Source organism: Streptomyces sp. NPDC006012 (assembly GCF_042871185.1).
Classification (GTDB): domain Bacteria; phylum Actinomycetota; class Actinomycetes; order Streptomycetales; family Streptomycetaceae; genus Streptomyces.
In genome coordinates, this window is sequence record NZ_JBIAIE010000029.1 from 87,280 (window position 1) to 104,495 (window position 17,216).

The window sequence follows — 17,216 nt, forward strand, 5'->3', positions numbered from 1 at the left end:
CCCGCGACCCGTCAGCAGACATCCCCCGGGCCGGGTGAAAGCCGCCCCGGCCCGGGGGACCCCTCGCTGTCCCTACGCGGGAGCCATGAGCAGCGGCCGGGCCCGCTCGCGCAACTCGACCACCTGCGGCTCGTCCCCGTACGGTTCCAGCCGGTGCAGCAGGTCCTTCACGTACTCGGTCGTCCGGGCCGACGAGATGCGGCCCGCGACCTCCACGGCCCGCACGCCCTGCTCGCACGCCGCGTCCAGATTGCCCGACTCCAGCTCGGCGACCGCGGAGACGACGAGCCGGAGGCCGTGCGAGCGCACGAACTCCTCCGTCGGCTTCGACAGCGCCTGCTCGGTGAAGCGGCGGACCTGGCGCGGTGCCTTCAGGTCGCGGTAGCACTCGGCGGCGTCGGCGGCGAACCGGTCGTAGGAGTAGAAGCCGAGCCAGGACGGGTCGTTGTCGCCCTCCCGGGACCGCTCCAGCCAGCCCTCGGCCGCCTTCAGGGCCGCGCCGGCGGCCTGCGCGTCACTGGCGCGCGCGTGCGCGCGTGCCTCGACCAGGCGGAAGAAGCTCATGGTGCGGGCGGTGGCCAGGCCCCGGTTGCGTTCCAGCGCGGCCTGCGCGAGGTCGACGCCCTCGTCGCCGAAGCCCCGGTAGGTCGCCTGGAGGGACATGGAGGCCAGGACGTACCCGCCCAGGGGGACGTCGGCCGCCGCGCGTGCGAGCCGCAGCGCCTGGATGTAGTAGCGCTGCGCGGCCTCCTGCTGGCCGGTGTCGAAGGCCATCCAGCCCGCGAGCCGGGTGAGTTCGGCGGCGGCGCCGAACAGGGCCCGGCCGACCTCGTCGGCGTACGAGCCGAGCAGCAGCGGTGCCGCCTCCACCCGCAGGCACTCCGGCACCATGGACGAACGCCAGTCGCCGCCTCCGTACTTGGAGTCCCAGCGTCTGGCGTCCTCGGCGGCCTCCCGCAGCTTCTGCACATCGCTGTGGCCGACTTTGATCGGTGCCCCGGAGCCCTCCGACGGGTTCGCCTCACGTGCCACCGAGCTGTCGGCAGGGGTTATCAGCCAGCGTGAGGCGGGCGTTGCGTATGCGCTCACCGCGAACGAACCCGCCAGCGACTGCCAGATGCCGCCGGAGCCGGCCCGGCGTCCGGCGAGATCGAGACGGTACAGCTCCGTCGCCGACTTCACCGCCTGTCCCACGTCTCTGGGGAAGGCGAGACCCACTTCGGGGGCGGGATCCGCGTCCGCCAGGCCGATCTCGTGGAGCGGCACCGGACGGCCGAGCTTCTGGCCGATGGCGGCGGCGATGAGGTGCGGCGCCGCTCCCTGCGGCACCATCCCCTTCGACACCCAGCGTGCCACCGACGTCTTGTCGTAGCGAAGAGTCAACCCGCGTTGAGCGCCAAGGTCGTTGACGCGTCGCGCGAGTCCTGCGTTGCTGATTCCCGCGAGGGCGAGAACGGTGCCGAGCTTTTCGTTCGGCCCGCGTTGCTCCCTGGACATGCGCCACCCCTCGACACAGACGGCTGCCGCGCGGTGGCATAACCACGCGGCATTCGTAAACCCAGCGTAGTTCGCCGCATCCCAAGCGTTAAGGGGCATTGTTCCGGTTGGCGGGATTGTGGTTCGTACGGGAGTACGGTCCTGTACGCACCGTGCACGGGCCGTCGCGACGTGCCCCCGCCCGTGTGGCCGTGCGCCCGTGCGTGCGCTCTACTCCGGCCACCCCGGCAGGGGTTCCATGGCTGGTGCGTGGGTCGGCCCGCTGTACTGGATCCAGTGGGCTGGGGGACACCGCCGCCTACATCCCCGCGGGTGGCGGACCGGTCCGGGAGGCGATGCCCGCCTCCCGGACTGTGCGCTCCGCTGCGCCGCTCGTGCGCTGCGCAGAGCCTGTACGGAGCGTGCGCGAGCTTGTCCCCATGCCAGGGAATTGGCTGATTCTCGACCCCGATTCCCTGTGGGTGACTACCGCTCCCACCATGGATGTTGGGGGCGCTTAGGTCGTTTTTTGGGGAGCATTTGGGGGCGCATTCGCGTCGCAACCGCCTTGTACCGCACGGAGATTCGCTGGGGATCCGCTTCGGCGCGGGCACGCGCGCGTGGTTGCGTTCCCCCGATCGAAGGCCGTGCCACCGCCCCTCGGGGCCGCGTTGTTCATGGCAGCATGGTGAACCGGTTCGTACGGGGCACTGGTTGTCCACAGCCTGTGGAGGCGGCGATGCGGTGGTTGGTGGGATGGAGCAGCGCCGCCGCGGGCATCTCCGGGCCCGGCTCCGCGGGCGCCACCGGATACGACGGTGAGACCCTGCACCCGATCGGCTCCCAGCTCCTGTGGGGCGACCCCGACCCGCTGTGGGCGGTCGGCGACTGGCGGCCCGACGAGGTGCGCGTGGTCAAGGCCGACGCGCAGAGCCGGATCGCCGTACTGGGCACCTGCGGGGCCTCCGACGAGGAGTTGCGGCGCGCTCTGTTCACCGCGCGCGGAGGCGCACTGCGCCATCTGACCGCGTGGCCGGGCAGCTACACGGCCGTGGTCAAGGCCGGCCGCCGCATCACCGTCTGCGGCGACCTCGCCGGCGCCCGCCCGGTGTTCCGCACCCCCTGGGCAGGCGGCACCGCCTACGCCACGGCCGCCCTGCCGCTCGCCGATCTCATCGAGGCCAACCTCGACTTCGGCCACCTCGCGGCCCTGCTCGCCGCCCCGGACGTACCGGCCGCGCTGCACGACTCGACCCCGTACGAGGGCGTACGCCGCGTACCGCCGGGGCATGCGCTGGTCCTGCGCGCCGGTGCGCACGAGGTCGCCGGGTACGAGCCGGTCGCCTCCCTCGCGGTGGCGGCGCCGCCCGCCGACCCGGACAGCGCCGTGGACGCCGTGCGCGACGCGCTCGTGGAGGCCGTGCGCACCCGCCTGGCCGCACCCCGGCACGTACCCGGCCTCGACATGGACCCGGGCCCGGTGCCCGGCATGGGGCCCGCCGAACGGCGTGCCGCGCGCGGGATGCCCGTACCGGGGATCGGCGCCGACCTGTCCGGCGGTCCCGCCTCCGGGACGCTCGCGCTGCTGGCGGCCGGACTGCCCGGCCGGCCGGGCACGCTGCTGGGCCACGGCACGGGCGCGGGCGAGCGCCTGCTGGCCGTCACCTTCAACGACCTCGCCGTCCGCGGCCGGGAGGCCGAACTGGAACGGGCGGGGACGCTCGCGGCCAACCCGCGCCTGCACCACGTGGTGGTGACCGGCGGCGAGGAACTGCTCCCGTACGGCGAGCTGGACGGCCCGCTGACGGACGAGCCGGGGCCGTCCCTGGTGTCCGCCGCCCGGCACCGCGTGCGCCTGGCCGCGGGCAGCGCCGACCACTTCACCGGCTACGGCGCCCGGCAGGTCCTGGACGCACATCCCGCGCGCCTCGCGGACCTGCTGATGGACCGCAAGCGGCGCCACCTGGTGCGCCCGGTCGCCGCACTGGCCAAGGCGGACGGCTCGGTGCTGGTCCCCGCGCGCGTGTACAGCGCGGCCCGGCGGCTGGCCCGGACGCCCTACCACGCGGGCGTGGAGACGCTTGCCGACCGCCTGCTGCGCCGTCGCTTCGAGGACCCGGGTGGCGCGGTCGGCGCCTCCCTCGCCGCGCTCACCTGGGCCAGACCGGGGCCGGCGGCCCGCTGGCTGACCGGCGAGGCGCTGGCTGAAGTATCGGTTCTCCTCCAGAGCGCGGCGAACCGCTCCGGAGTCGGCCCCGGCCAGCGCCCCGGCGACTACCGCGCGCGGGCCGCCCTCGCCCGGCACGCCGCCGACCTGCGCGTCCTGGAACAGGCCGCCGAGGTCCGCTCCCAGCGCCTGCACGCCCCCTTCCTCGACAACCAGGTCGTCCGCGCCTGCCGCGCCCTGCCCGAGGCCCTGCGGGTCCAGCCCGGCGCCCGCGCCGAGATCCTCCGTACGGTCCTGGAGGGCGCCGGCGTCACCGACCTCCCGCCCGGCTGGGGCGCCCCCTCCCACGCCTCCTCGGCCGCCGCCGCCCGCACCGGCCTGCGGGTCGCCGCGGACTCGCTGATCTCCCTCTTCACGGACCCGCTGCTCGCGGAGGCGGGCCTGATCGAGGCCAGGGTGGTGCGCAAGGCGCTGCGCGGCGCGGCGGCCGGTGAACCGCTGCCCCTGGACGGCCTCGCGGACCTGGTCTCCCTGGAGCTGTGGCTGCGCCGCCTCCTGGCCCGCCGCGGCACCTGCTGGACCGGCACACCGGCACGCGCGCGTGCGGTCCCGGCGGGGATCGCACCCAGACGAGGGGCGCTGGCCTCGGGCGGGTGACCGGGTGACCGGGCGACCGGGCGACCGGGTGGCGGGGTGCGCCTGGGGCCGGCCCATGGGTGCCGGCCCATGGGCGCGGCGCAGCCGCCCGCCCTGCTGCGCGAAACCCCCGTGCCCCGGGCGGCGCCGCCCGGGGACAATGGCCCGGTGCGGTACGGAATCCTGGGAGTGGCCCAAGCGACGGACGAGGCGGGCGGCAGCGTCCCCGTCGGCGGCCCCAGGCTCCGTACGCTGCTCACCGCCCTCGCCCTGCGCCCCGGCCGCACCGTCACCGCCGAGACCCTGATCGCCGAGGTCTGGGCGGACGATCCGCCCCGGGACGCCCCGGCTGCTCTCCAGGCCCTCGTCGGCCGCCTCCGCCGTGCCCTCGGCCGGCACACCGTCACGTCCGTACCGGGCGGCTACCGCCTCGAATCGGCCCGCGGCGACATCGACCTGTTCGTCTTCGAACGGCTGGTGCGCGACGGCACCGCCGCCCTGGAGACCGGCGCACCGGCCGCCGCCTCGCGCACCCTCACCGAAGCCCTCGCCCTCTGGCGCGGCCCCGCCCTCGCCGACCTCCCCGACCGCACCGCCGCGTCCCGGGCCGAGGCCCTGCGCCTGGAGGCGGTCCGGGCCCGGACCGAGGCGGCGCTGCGGCTCGGCCGCGCCCACGACGTCGTACCGGAACTGCGCGAGCTGACCGCGACCCACCCGTACGACGAGTCCCTGCACGCCCTCCTCGTCCGCGCCCTGCGCGACGCCGGCCGCGGCGGTGACGCCCTCGCCGCGTACGAGACGGCCCGCCGCACCCTCTCCGCCGGGCTCGGCACCGACCCCGGCCGGGAACTGCGCGAGCTGCACCGCACGTTGCTGACGCAGAGCCCGCCGGCGGAGGTACCGGCGCGGCCCGTGTCCGCCGCCGCCCCCGCCCAGCCCCCCGAGCGCGCCGGCAACATCCGCCCCCGGCTGAATTCGTTCGTCGGCCGGGAACCCGAACTCGAAGCCGTTCGTTCGGAATTGCACAGGGCCCGCCTCGTCACCCTCACCGGACCGGGCGGCTCGGGGAAGACCCGTCTCGCCGAGGAAGCCGCCGTGGGGCTTCCGCAGGCGTGGCTCGTCGAGCTGGCCCCGCTCGACCAGCCGGAGGCGGTGCCCGGCGCGGTGGTCAGCGCGCTCGGTCTGCGCGAGACCGTGCTCATGACCAACGACCTGGTGACCCCGCAGAGCGACCCCGTCGCCCTGCTCGTCGAGTACTGCGCCCCGCGCAGCCAACTCCTGATCCTTGACAACTGCGAACACGTCGTCGGCGCCGTCGCCACCCTCGCCGAGACGCTGCTCACCCGCTGCCCGGGGCTCACGATCCTCGCCACCAGCCGTGAACCCCTGGGCGTCCCCGGTGAGTCGGTGCGCCCGGTCGAACCTCTCACCCCCGAGCAGGCGTGCCGCCTCTTCGCGGAGCGCGCGACCGCCGTCCGTTCCGACGCGGCCGCCGCGCTCCGGGACGAGGACGCGGTCACCGAGATCTGCCGGCGCCTCGACGGACTGCCCCTCGCCGTCGAACTCGCCGCCGCCCGGCTGCGGCTGCTCACCCCCCGGCAGATCGCCGACCGGCTCGACGACCGCTTCCGCCTCCTCACCTCCGGAAGCCGTACGGCCCTGCCCCGCCAGCAGACCCTGCGCGCGGTCGTCGACTGGTCCTGGGACCTGCTGGACGAGGCCGAGCGGACGATGCTGCGCGAGGTCTCGGTGTTCGCCGGCGGCTGGGACCTCACGGCGGCCGAGGCCGTGTGCACCGGCCCGGCGGCCGACCTGATCGGGGCACTCGTCGACAAGTCCCTGATCGTGGCCACCCCCGACGGCCCCCAGCCCCTCGGCCACCCGCACGCCCCCGCGGACCCGGCCGGCCTCACCAACCGGGAGAGCACCAACGCCAGAGGTACCGGCACCAGTGGCAGAAGTATTGGCACCGGCGGCACCGGCACCAGTACCGGTGGCATGCGCTACCGCATGCTGGAGACCATCCACGAGTACGCCGTCGAGCGCGCCGACGAGGTACCCGAACAGCGTGCGGCGGCCGAACTGCGGCACTGCGCATGGGCACACGACCTCGTCGAGCGGGCCGAGCCGATGCTGCGCTCGGCGGAGCAACTGCCGTGGATCGGCCGCCTGGAGAGCGAGCACGACAACATTCGCGCGGCTCTGCGGCGTGCGGTGCGCGACGGCCGGGAAGAGGACGCCGGAGCGATCGTCGTCGCCATCGGCTGGTTCTGGTGGCTGCGCAACTACCGTCTGGAAGCGGCCGCATGGGCGCGTCTCGTGCTGCGGCTGGGTGTCGCCCTGGACGCCGTGGCCGACGGCGCCCCGGCGGGTGAACTGCCCCGGCTCGTCGAGCGCGCCGACCCGGTGGGCGCCTTCCTCGCCGCGTCCGACGGGCAGGCCCCGCACCCGCTGCATGACCTGCGCACGGACCTGCGGATGCTGTACGTGTTCCTGGTCAGCGAGTCCGGCACCGCGGACTTCGCGACGGACGACCGGACGCCGGCCTACGTCACCCGGGTACGGGACGCCTTCCGGCACGGGGGTCCGCGGGCGGCCCGGATGCCGGGCCTGGTCTGGCCGCTGACCGCGCAGTTCGATCCGGTCGGCGTCCGGCCGACCCTGGACGCGGCACTCGCCAACTGCCGTGCGTACGGCGGTGACTGGGAGGTCGGCGTCGTCCTGATGTTCCGCACCCACATGGTCGTCGACTCGCCCGGCAACCTGCGAGGCGTCGACGACGACCTGGCGGAGCTGCGGATCCTCAGCCGCCGCGTGGGCGATCGCTGGATGCGCGCGCAGGTGTGCGGCGCGGCCGGGGAGGCGGCTCTGGCCCGTGGCCGGTTCGAGGAGGCCAGGAGCGAGTACGAGGAGGCACTGCGGCTCGCCCATGAGGTGGGTGCCTGGGCCGAGTCGCCGTTCCTCCTCACCCGGCTCGCGGAGATCTCCTACCGCTCCGGCGACCGTGACGGCGCCCTGGCCGCCCTGGACGAAGCGGGTGAGACGGCCGAACGGTACGGGGTGGCGGACGCTCGCGCGTTCACGCTGATGCTGCGGGCGCACATCGCGCTGGACGACGGCGACGCCGCCCGCGCGCGCGAACTGTGCGACGCGGCCCGCGCAGGGGCGGTGCGGGGTACCCCGCCACCCCAGTTCATCTGTGCGCTGGGAGCCCTCGGCGCCCTGATCACCACGGCGGAGTCCGGGCCCGGACGCGGCCTGCCGATCCTGGTCGATGCCTTGCGGGAGGCGGTTGCACAGCGGTGCGCCGAGACCGTCACCGCGGGGCTCGCGGACATCGGGGCGCAGTTGCTGGCCGCCCTTGGCGACCTGCCGGGCGCACTGCGGCTGCTCACCGCGTCCGACCACTGGCGGGCCGGCCGGCCCCGTCCCCTGCCGGAGCGCGCCCGGGCCGAGCGGATCGAGGCCGCCGCTCGGGAGAACCTGCCTGAGGACCGCTGCGCGGCCGAGCGCACCCGTGGCGCCTCGCTCACCGTGGACGACGCCCTGGACCAACTCCGCGCACATCCCACCACCACCGAGCGACCCGCCCCGAGCGGTAACTGAACGCGTTCCGACCCCACCGTCAGGTGAACGTGTTCGCCCCCACCGCCCCTACTGGCAGGTGAGCTTGGAATCGGCCCAGTCCGCCAGCGCGAGGGCGTCGAGGGCACCGGTCTGCGGCTCGACCACCAGTCGTACGGTCTTGCGCCCGGTCAGGTTCACATGGACGGGGACGGCCGGGTCGCCGCCCGCGACCAGCCCGGACTTCCACAGCCGGACGCCGTCCGCGTAGACGGAGAAATAGACCTTGCCGGTGCCGAGCGTCAGGTCGTCCACACCGGCCGACGCGTCGTAGGCCGAGCACGTGCGGTTGAGGTCGATGGTCGCGGAGGACCTGCCGTGCACGGTCACGCCGTGCGCGTACGTCCGATCGGCGACGGACACGCTGTTCCGCTGCCACACCCAGCTGCTCCCGAACAGCCGCATCTCCGGTTCGGTGCCGTCGCCGGTGATGTCGTAGCGCAGCTCGCTCCACTGGTAGACGGTCTGCGCGGGCGGCGGAGCGGGCGTGGGCGGCGGAGTCGGAGTCGGGGTGGGGGTAGGAGTGGGCGTGGGGGAGGGGGTGGGCGTCGGCCTGGGACTCGGCTTGGGTGTCGGCGACGGGGTCGGTGTCGGTGTCGGCGTGGGTGTGGGCGTGGGCGTCGGGACCGGCCGGGGAAGGGAGACGGGCACCTTGGGCGCGGGCTTCGGCTCGGGCGTGTCGGGCGTCGGCGGCTCCGGCTGCACGACCGACGGGGACGGTGACGGCTTGGCCACCTCCTTCGCCGGATGGCTGCTGTTCGTCAGCGCGAGCGCCACCGCGGCGACGGCCACCGCGACCACACCCGCCGCGATACCGGCCTTGATCGGGGCGCTCGCCCCCTCCGAGGCCGCCGCGCTCCCGCCCGCGGAGCCACCGCTCGTCGCCGCCGCGGCCGTGCCCGCCGCGCCCACTCCGGCGCCACCGGCGATGAGCCCGAGCGCCTTGGCGTACCCGGCGGTGGCGAACCAGCCGATGACCGCGACCGGGACGACGGCCGGGATACCGCTCGCCACCTCCTCGATCTGCGCGGCGGCCAGCCGGCACCTGGCGCACTCCTCCAGATGCTTGCGCAGCCCCCGCTCGGCGCGGATGCGCAGCTTGCGCCGGGCGTAGGTACCGAGCTGGTCGGCATAGCGGGCGCACCCCTCGGAACCGACGAGAGCGGCGCTGACGTGGGCCTGGAGATATGCCTGCTTGAGTCCTTCACGGGCACGGCTGGCGAGCACCCGCGTGCCGTTGGCGTCCAGGCCGAACAGGGTGGCGACATCGCTGGGTGACTCGTCCTCCACCTCGGTGTGCCACAGCACCGCCTGCCAGCGCTCGGGCAGCGAGCGGAACGCCTGCATGGCCATGGACTGCTCGGCCTCGTGCATGGCGCGCACATCGGCGCCCAGGTCCAGCGTGTCGTCGTCGGAGACCTTGGACGTCCGCGCGGCCTGTGCGGCAAACACCGTGAAGTCGTCGACCAGTTGCTCACGCCGGGCCGAGCTCGACCAGTGCGCGGCGACCCGCCGGACGGAGGTGAGCAGATAGGCGCGCACGGCGTACTCGGGGCCGGAGCCGCCGCGCACCGCCTGGAGCATCCGGGCGAAGACCTCCGCGGTCAGGTCGTCCGCGGTGTGGGCGTCGCGGCAGCAGGTCCGGGCGTAGCGGCGCACCGCGTCGGCGTGCCTGCGGTACAGCTCCTCGTACGCGCTGTCGTCGCCCGAGCGCATCAGCGCGATGAGTTCGCCGTCGGCCGGCGGCAGTTCCCGCGGCGGCAGGACGCTGCCCTCGCGCTGCGCCGGGACACCGCCCGCCACCGGCCCGACTCGCCCGGGTACGGGCCGATTGGCGTCCGCCCGGCCGCCCTGGCTCGGCACCTTCGGCGAGTCCGGCCCCTCCGATCCCGTGTCGCCCTCGGCGCGTGACTCGTCCCGCCCGTCAACGCTCATTGTGGAAAGCCCCCGCAGCCTGCCCAGCCCGACCCGATCACCGGGTCAGAGTGCCATATTGGCTTTTGCTCAGAACCCTCGGTTCGCGTCATCCACTCGTCCGAGCGGACTTGGCGACCCGTGGTACTGACCGTACCCCCGCTGGGACAGACTCAACTTGCTTGATTCGACGGGGACTTGCCCGGTCCTGGCGCTCCGTTTCCAGCCTCCCCCTCCAGCCGACCGACGGTGCCGCCACACGGCCTCCGGCCGCACACGGATCACGACCGCAACCCATGGATCGCCGGCCACGGACCCGCGACCGCACCCCCGTGAGTCACCGGCCGTCACGCGGGCCTCGACCGCAGCCCGGGTGCAGCCGCCCCCTCCACGAGCCTCGACCGCACCCCATGAGCCGCCGACCGTCACCCGGATCGCGACCGCGCCCCGCGAAACCCCGCGAACCGCCGACCGTCACCCGGATCGCGACCGCGCCCCGCGAAACCCCGCGAACCGCCGACCGTCACCCGGACCGCGACCGCACCCTGCGAAACCCCGCAAGCCCCGACCGTCACGCAGGCCGCGATCGCAGCCCGTCCAGCAGGATGTCCAGCAGTCGTGCGGAGGCCGCCTCCTGCTGAGCCGCGTCCGGCAGCGAGGGTGCGGCCGTCGCGATCACCAGCAGGACGTCCGACACCGACACGTCCGGCCGCAGCTCGCCCGCCGCGCGTGCCCGCTCCACGAGCTGGCCCACCACATCGAGCAGCGCCGCCGCCCCCGAGTCCTCGGCGACCGCCGAATCCTCCGGCACCAACCGCAGCTCACCCGTGCCCGGCTGGCTCCGCTGCTGCGGCACCCGTGCCTCGTCGCTCGTGGCCGCGGCCTCGTCCAGAACTCCGACCCGCAGCACCTGCGGCGGCAGCAGCCGTCCCGCGCCCGAGGCCACCGACGTGCGCAGGAACCGCGACAGCGCCGACCACGGCTCGTCCTCCTGCCTGAGCGCCGCCCGGGCCTGGTCGGTCAGCCGGGACGTCTCCTCGTCGGCTATCCGCCGGACCAGGACGTCCTTGCTGGGAAAGCGCCGGTACACCGTGCCGACGCCGACCCGCGCGCGCCGCGCCACGTCCTCCATCGGAGCGCCGTAGCCCAGCTCGCCGAAGACCTCGCGCGCCGCTCGCAGCACATGCTCCAGATTGCGCTGGGCGTCCACCCGCAGCGGAGCCGTCCGCTGCACGTCCGCACGTCCGGCGCCCAAGGCCGAGCCGCCCACGGCGGAGCCACCCACTGCTGAGCCGCCCAGCGTGGAGCCGTTCGCCGTCCCGCCGCCCGCCGCGCCCCCGGGCGCGACGGCTGACGAGGATGACCAATGATGCGTGTCCTGAATATGCATAGCGTTCCCCCGGTTAATGACGTCTCCCCCCGGAGACACCGCGCCACTGATTCCGGAGTGCTCGGAACGGGCACTGTGGCACGACCGTGACCGCCCGTCGCGGCTCCGTTCGACCACATCCCCTACACCCCGTCGACACGAACATAGTTGAGAGGGGGTCAATTCAGAAGAGGGAGGTTCCGCACGGAGCGCCCCCCGATCGGAGTACGGCGCACATTCGTCCGGATTGCACACCCCCGTGCCCTCCCGCACGCCCCCGCTGACCTGCCCGCTTGCATTCCAGGCCGAGGCCCGGACCGAGCGCAGGCCCGCAGAACCGCCGGTCACACAAATTGCCGGGGCTGTGGACAAACACCAGCGCCGGGTGCGTCATGGGGTGGTGAAGGAACGTGCGCGCATTCTCGTTGTCGGCGGCGGCTACGTCGGGATGTACACCGCCCTGCGCCTGCAACAGAAGCTGAAACGGGAGCTCAGGCAGGGTGACGTCGAGATCACTGTGGTCACGCCCGACCCGTACATGACGTACCAGCCGTTCCTGCCGGAAGCAGCCGCCGGTTCGATTTCCCCTCGTCACGTCGTCGTACCGCTGCGTCGTGTCCTTGACCGGTGCCACGTCGTCGTCGGCGAGGTGACCGCCATCGACCACACGAAACGCACCGCGACCCTCACCACCCTCGCCACCGACGAAGAGGGCGACGGCGCCGACGAGATCGGTTACGACGAACTCGTCCTCGCCCCCGGCTCGGTCTCCCGCACCCTGCCCGTCCCCGGCCTCGCGGAGTACGGCATCGGTTTCAAGACCGTCGAGGAGGCCATCGGCCTGCGCAACCACGTGATCGAGCAGATGGACATCGCCTCCTCCACCCGTGACCCGGCCATCCGCGACGCCGCCCTCACCTTCGTCTTCGTGGGCGGCGGCTACGCAGGCGTCGAGGCGCTCGCCGAACTGGAGGACATGGCCCGCTACGCCGCGCGCTACTACCACAACGTCCGGCACGAGGACATGAAGTGGATCCTCGTCGAGGCAGCCGACCGCATCCTCCCCGAGGTCGGCCCGGAGATGGGCCGCTACACCGTCGCCGAACTGCGCCGCCGCAACATCCAGGTCCTCCTGGAGACCCGCCTCGAATCCTGCGCGGGCCGCGTCGCCGTCCTCAGCGACGGCCAGCGCCTGCCCACCCGTACGGTCGTCTGGACCGCCGGCGTCAAGCCGCACCCCCTCCTCGACGCCACCGACCTCCCCCGCACCGCACGCGGGCGCCTGAAGTGCACCGCCCAGCTGACCGTCGACGGCGCCGAGCACACGTGGGCCGCGGGCGACGCGGCGGCCGTCCCCGATGTCACCGCCCGCGAACCGGGCGCCCTGACCGCCCCCAACGCCCAGCACGCGGTCCGCCAGGCCCGGGTCCTCGGCGACAACATCGTCCACGCCCTGCGCGGCGAACCCCTGCAGACGTACGCCCACTCGTACGCCGGATCCGTCGCCTCCCTCGGACTGCACAAGGGCGTCGCCCAGATCTACGGACGCCGGCTGAAGGGCTACCCTGCGTGGTTCATGCACCGCGTCTACCACCTCAGCAGGGTGCCCACCTGGAACCGCAAAGCCCGGGTCCTCGCCGAATGGACCCTCTCCGGCCTGTTCAAGCGGGAGATCGTCTCCCTCGGCTCGCTCGAACATCCCCGAGCCGAGTTCGAACTCGCGGCCGGTGGAAAGCTTCACCCCGACCCCTCGGACGACCCGAATGGGTCGAACTGACCGGACTGAGGAACTCCACGGCCCGCCCCGGCGTCTGACGGATGTCGCCGCGGTCCGAGACACTGTCAGACTGCCCCACGACCTCGGACGGGCACCCGCCCGTCCTCAGCACCCACGAGGCTTCTTCCCAAGTGAACTTCACGCGCTGGAGCGCCCGGCTCCCCGGAACGCAGCGCCGCGCGGCAGCGCGGACCGAACACGCGGTCTCCCAGGACCGGCGGGGGGAAGGCTCCGTGCCCGCGGCCCGTGCCGAACAGCTGACCGACGATCCGGTCCCCGTGCCCGCCGTCGACGGACTCCCCGCCCGCGACGTCCTCGACCGCGTCCCGGCCCTCGTCGCCCTGGTGCACGGCACCGACCACCGCATCGCGTACGTCAACGACGCCTATGTCGCCGCCTTCGGCAGCCGCCCCCTGGGGGAGCCGGCCCGCGAAGCCCTCCCGGAGCTGGCCGAACTGGGCCTGCTGCCCCTCCTCGACCAGGTCCTGCGCAGCGGCAAGCCCCGCACGCTCAAGTCCCGCAAGGCCGTCGACGGCCGGTCCTACACGTTCACCTGCACCCCCGCCGCGGAGCACGGCGACGGCGCCGGCGTCCTCGTGTTCGCCACCGACGTCACTGACCACGCCGAGGCCGCCGAACGCCTTCGCGCCAGTGAACGCCGGCAGCGCGAGACCGCGGTGACCCTGCAGCGCTCACTCCTCCCGCAGGAGCTGGAGCAACCCGACGACCTGCGCATCGCGGCCACCTACCAGCCCGGCGGCACGGAGGCCGCGGTCGGCGGCGACTGGTACGACGTCATCACCCTGGGCGGCGGCCGTACGGCGCTGGTGATCGGCGACGTGATGGGCCGAGGGGTGCGGGCGGCGGCGGTGATGGGCCAGCTGCGCACCGCGGTCCGCGCGTACGCCCGCCTCGACCTCCCCCCGCACGAGGTCCTCCAGCTCCTCGACGGCCTTGCCGCCGAGATCGACGCCAACCAGATCGCCACCTGTGTGTACGCCGTCCACGACCCGAACGAGGGCCGGCTGGTGTACGCCTCGGCGGGCCACCTCCCGATCCTGGTCCGCGACGAGAACGGCACCGTCCTGCGCACCGACGAACCGACCGGCCCACCGCTCGGCACCGGCGGCTGGATCCACGCCTCCGGCTCGGTCCCGCTGGGCCCGGGCTGCACGGCGGTCCTCTACACGGACGGCCTCGTCGAGCGCCGGGACGCGGACCTCGACGAGGGGATCGCCGCGCTCGAACATGCTCTGGCCGGCGCCATCGGCACCCCTCAGGTGATGTGCGACCGCCTGGTCCGTTCGGCCGGCGTCATGGCCGACCACGACGACGACGTCGCGGTCCTGGTCCTCCAGCACCCCGCCCGCACCGGCACCGACGGCGAACTCTTCCGCAACGCCGCCCTGGAACTCCTCGGCGGAGTGGAAGCGGCAGCACGCGCGCGTGCGTTCGCGTCCGGCGTCCTGACGAGCTGGCGATTCCCCACCGACCTGCATGACCTGGGCGTCCTGGCGGCCAGCGAACTGGTCGCCAACTCCCTCCAGCACGGCACTCCGCCCATGCGGCTGCGCCTGCGCCGCACCGACCGCCGCCTCATCGTCGAGGTCACCGACGGCGACGACCACCTCCCCAGGCGCCGTCGCGCCGAACCGGGGGACGAGTCGGGCCGGGGCATCGCCATCGTGGCGACGATCGCCTCCAGCTGGGGATCACGCAGAACCCCGGGCGGCGGAAAAGCCGTCTGGTGCGAGTTCGCACTCCCCTGCCCCTGACCCGAAGCCGCTCCCGACCCGACCGTCCCCCTTATCCCGACCCGACCACCCCACTTCCCGTGACCGCAGCCTCGTCCGCCGCGGTCACGGATGTCACACACCGGACGGACTGGACCGCGCCGCCTCGTGCTGCGCGGCACCCTGGGCCACCACCCGGCTCCTCGCGGCGATCCACGGCCGGTCCTGGACCTCCGTGAGACTCCGCCCGAGCCGCACCGCGAGCACCGTGATCCCCAGGGAGAACACCAGGAACGTCACGATGTACGGCCCGTGCAGCGCAGCCGCCATCGGCCCGCCCACCGCCGGACCGACCGCCAGCGCGAGCTGCTTGACCAGAGCGAAGGCCGAGTTGTACTGCCCGGCCATCCCCTCCGGCGCGAGATCGGCCACCAGCGGCGCGACGGTCGGCGACAGCATCGCCTCACCCAGCCCGAACAGGGCGTACGTCGAGACGAACGCGGCCGTGGCCACCTCCTGGCTGCCGTGCCCCAGCCCCGCGTACCCGGCCGCGATCCAGGCCACGGCCCAGATCAGCCCCACGGCGGCGATCACCCGGGACCGCCTGCGCCGCTCCACGAACTTCAACACGGCGAACTGCGCCACCACGATCATCGCCGTGTTCGCAGCCAGCGCCGTACCCAGCGCGGACGTCGACACCCCGGCCGCCTCCACGCCGTATGCGCTCAGCCCCGAATCGAATTGCCCGTAGCAGGCGAAGAACAGCACGAAGCCCAGTACGCCCAGCTGCACCATGGCCCGGTTGCCCAGCAGCTGCCGCCAGCTGCCCCGCGCGGATGGCTGCGCCCCGCCACCGGCCGGCGAGGAGTGCGGTATCCGCACCGTCGACAGCACCGCGGCCAGCAACAGGAACATCGCCGCCTCGATCGCGAACAGCAGCGTGAACGACGACACGCGCGTGGTGTCGACGAGATGACCGCCGATGAGGCCACCGACGCCGAGCCCCAGGTTCTGCAGGAAGAACTGCGTCGCGAACGCCCGCGACCGCGTCTGTGCCGTCGAGCAGTCCACGATCATCGTCGCCAGCGCCGGCTGCATCACGGCCTGCCCGGCCCCGAGCGCGGTCGCGGCGGCCAGGACGGCCGTCGCGTCAGCGGCGAGACCCAGTCCCATCGCCCCGAGCGCGGCCACGACCAGGGCGCCGAGCAACACCGGCAGCGGTCCGCGCCGCACGATCGCCCGGCCGGCGAACGGCAGCACGATCAACGCGGCCACGGCGAAGACGGCGAGAACCGTCCCCGCCGTCATGGCACCGAGCCCCCGCACCTGCGCCACATAGACGTACAGGTACGGGACGGTGAAGCCGAGCCCGAACGCGCTGAGTGCGTTGCCCACGTGTATCCGGCGCATCGCTGCGCCCATCGCCCTGGTCACGTTCACCTCTCTCAAGTCGTAGGGCCGGTCAGCTCCGGCCCAGTACTCAGAACTGAAGACTTCGAAGATAAATTTCGAAGGTAAACACTACACCCCCAAGGACTTTAAGCCCAAGCGTCATCGTGCGATACTGCTGACCATGGGCGACAACCCCGACACCCCCGACGCCGACGGCCCGGCCGTCGGCAACGAGCCGAGCCTCGACGAGCAGATAGCGGCCTACCAGCGCGAGTTCCACGACCTGGACCCGCAGGTCGAGAAGGTGGTCTCGGCGCTGTCCCGCCTGAACCGCCGGATGAACGTCGCCTACGGCCGCCAGACCGCCGCCCTCGGCATCAGCAACGCGGAGTGGGAGGTCCTGAAGGCCCTCGTTCTCTCCGGCACCCCCTACCGCCTGGGCCCCGGCGATCTCGCAAAGCGGCTCGGTCTGACGCCGGCCGCCATGACCCACCGCATCGACCGGATGGTGGCGGAGGGGCTGGTCACCCGGGAGCGGGACGAGCAGAACCGCGTCCGGGTCATCGTGGAGCTGACCCACGAAGGCCGCGAGAAGTGGCTGGAAGCCATGCACCGCGCCTCGGTCTTCGAAGCCGACCTGCTTCAGGACCTGTCGACGGAGGAGCGGGGCGTGCTGGGCGAGGTGCTGACCCGCCTCCTGCGCAGGGTGGAGCACGCCCAGCCGGACGCGGGCGGACGCCTGAGCGACCTCGATTAAAAGATCTTGACAGAGGGGTGTTGACAGCCCCCTACCGGACCCGTAATGTTCTGCGGGTTGTCGCGTGGCCGTAACAGTCCAGCGACACCACCTCCCGCCGCGCAAGCGGCACCAAACCACCAGCACGATCTCCCGAACGGGTCGATTTCGGCGTGCCCGAATTCAATTCGCTCCGTTTCAGGGACTCGGCAAGCTCAACTCGGGACGCAAGACCCGATTGGGAATCGCCGAGAGGATCCGCTAAGGTTTGAAACGTCGGAACGGCCCAACGGCCGAGAAGACAACCCCCTCTGACTGGGAATCAGACGCCGAAAGGATCTGATAGAGTCGGAAACACCGAAGGGAAGCGCCCGGAGGAAAGCCCGAGAGGG

Annotated in this window: 9 protein-coding genes; 5 read left to right on the forward strand and 4 right to left on the reverse strand. The window is 73.3% G+C overall.

Annotated elements, in window-relative coordinates; genetic code table 11:
• Nucleotides 1-72: 72 nt before the first annotated feature.
• Nucleotides 73-1,497, reverse strand: coding sequence for an MFS transporter (locus tag ACFYPJ_RS33505; RefSeq protein ID WP_389025287.1), 1,425 nt, complete (start codon nucleotides 1,495-1,497; stop codon nucleotides 73-75).
• A gap of 718 nt (nucleotides 1,498-2,215) precedes the next feature.
• Here ACFYPJ_RS33505 and ACFYPJ_RS33510 point away from each other — a divergent pair.
• The gene (locus ACFYPJ_RS33510; protein WP_389025289.1) at nucleotides 2,216-4,300 is read left to right on the forward strand and encodes an asparagine synthase-related protein; all 2,085 of its coding nucleotides are present in this window, start codon (nucleotides 2,216-2,218) and stop codon (nucleotides 4,298-4,300) included.
• 147 nt (nucleotides 4,301-4,447) lie between these two features.
• A complete protein-coding gene (locus ACFYPJ_RS33515) occupies nucleotides 4,448-7,885 on the forward strand; it encodes a BTAD domain-containing putative transcriptional regulator (protein WP_389025303.1) in 3,438 nt (1,145 codons plus the stop codon).
• A gap of 48 nt (nucleotides 7,886-7,933) precedes the next feature.
• Here the strand turns inward: ACFYPJ_RS33515 and ACFYPJ_RS33520 are convergent, their stop codons facing one another.
• Both ACFYPJ_RS33520 and ACFYPJ_RS33525 read right to left on the reverse strand, forming a co-directional pair.
• A complete protein-coding gene (locus ACFYPJ_RS33520) occupies nucleotides 7,934-9,838 on the reverse strand; it encodes a sigma-70 family RNA polymerase sigma factor (RefSeq protein WP_389025291.1) in 1,905 nt (634 codons plus the stop codon).
• A 550-nt stretch (nucleotides 9,839-10,388) separates the two neighbouring features.
• A complete protein-coding gene (locus ACFYPJ_RS33525) occupies nucleotides 10,389-11,207 on the reverse strand; it encodes a TetR/AcrR family transcriptional regulator (protein WP_389025293.1) in 819 nt (272 codons plus the stop codon).
• Nucleotides 11,208-11,583: 376 nt separating this feature from the next.
• On the opposite strand from ACFYPJ_RS33525, the gene ACFYPJ_RS33530 reads away from it, so the two are divergent.
• Both ACFYPJ_RS33530 and ACFYPJ_RS33535 read left to right on the forward strand, forming a co-directional pair.
• Nucleotides 11,584-12,963: an NAD(P)/FAD-dependent oxidoreductase gene (locus tag ACFYPJ_RS33530; RefSeq protein ID WP_389025305.1), complete on the forward strand. Its 1,380-nt coding sequence runs from the start codon at nucleotides 11,584-11,586 to the stop codon at nucleotides 12,961-12,963.
• 131 nt (nucleotides 12,964-13,094) lie between these two features.
• Nucleotides 13,095-14,738, forward strand: a complete 1,644-nt coding sequence (locus tag ACFYPJ_RS33535; RefSeq protein WP_389025294.1) for a SpoIIE family protein phosphatase — start codon at nucleotides 13,095-13,097, stop codon at nucleotides 14,736-14,738.
• Nucleotides 14,739-14,831: 93 nt separating this feature from the next.
• Here ACFYPJ_RS33535 and ACFYPJ_RS33540 read toward each other — a convergent pair whose 3' ends face one another.
• On the reverse strand, nucleotides 14,832-16,130 hold the full coding sequence (locus tag ACFYPJ_RS33540; protein WP_389025296.1) for an MFS transporter: 1,299 nt from the start codon (nucleotides 16,128-16,130) through the stop codon (nucleotides 14,832-14,834).
• 139 nt (nucleotides 16,131-16,269) lie between these two features.
• Between ACFYPJ_RS33540 and ACFYPJ_RS33545 the strand changes: the two genes are divergently transcribed.
• On the forward strand, nucleotides 16,270-16,845 hold the full coding sequence (locus ACFYPJ_RS33545) for a MarR family winged helix-turn-helix transcriptional regulator (protein ID WP_389025298.1): 576 nt from the start codon (nucleotides 16,270-16,272) through the stop codon (nucleotides 16,843-16,845).
• Nucleotides 16,846-17,216: the final 371 nt, after the last annotated feature.

Excerpts from the sequence above, each read along its gene's own strand:
- ACFYPJ_RS33505 (WP_389025287.1), bottom strand. The coding sequence starts at position 1,497 with ATGTCCAGGGAGCAACGCGGGCCGAACGAAAAGCTCGGCACCGTTCTC.
- ACFYPJ_RS33510 (WP_389025289.1), top strand. The coding sequence starts at position 2,216 with ATGCGGTGGTTGGTGGGATGGAGCAGCGCCGCCGCGGGCATCTCCGGG.
- ACFYPJ_RS33520 (WP_389025291.1), bottom strand. The coding sequence starts at position 9,838 with ATGAGCGTTGACGGGCGGGACGAGTCACGCGCCGAGGGCGACACGGGA.
- ACFYPJ_RS33525 (WP_389025293.1), bottom strand. The coding sequence starts at position 11,207 with ATGCATATTCAGGACACGCATCATTGGTCATCCTCGTCAGCCGTCGCG.
- ACFYPJ_RS33545 (WP_389025298.1), top strand. The coding sequence starts at position 16,270 with ATGGGCGACAACCCCGACACCCCCGACGCCGACGGCCCGGCCGTCGGC.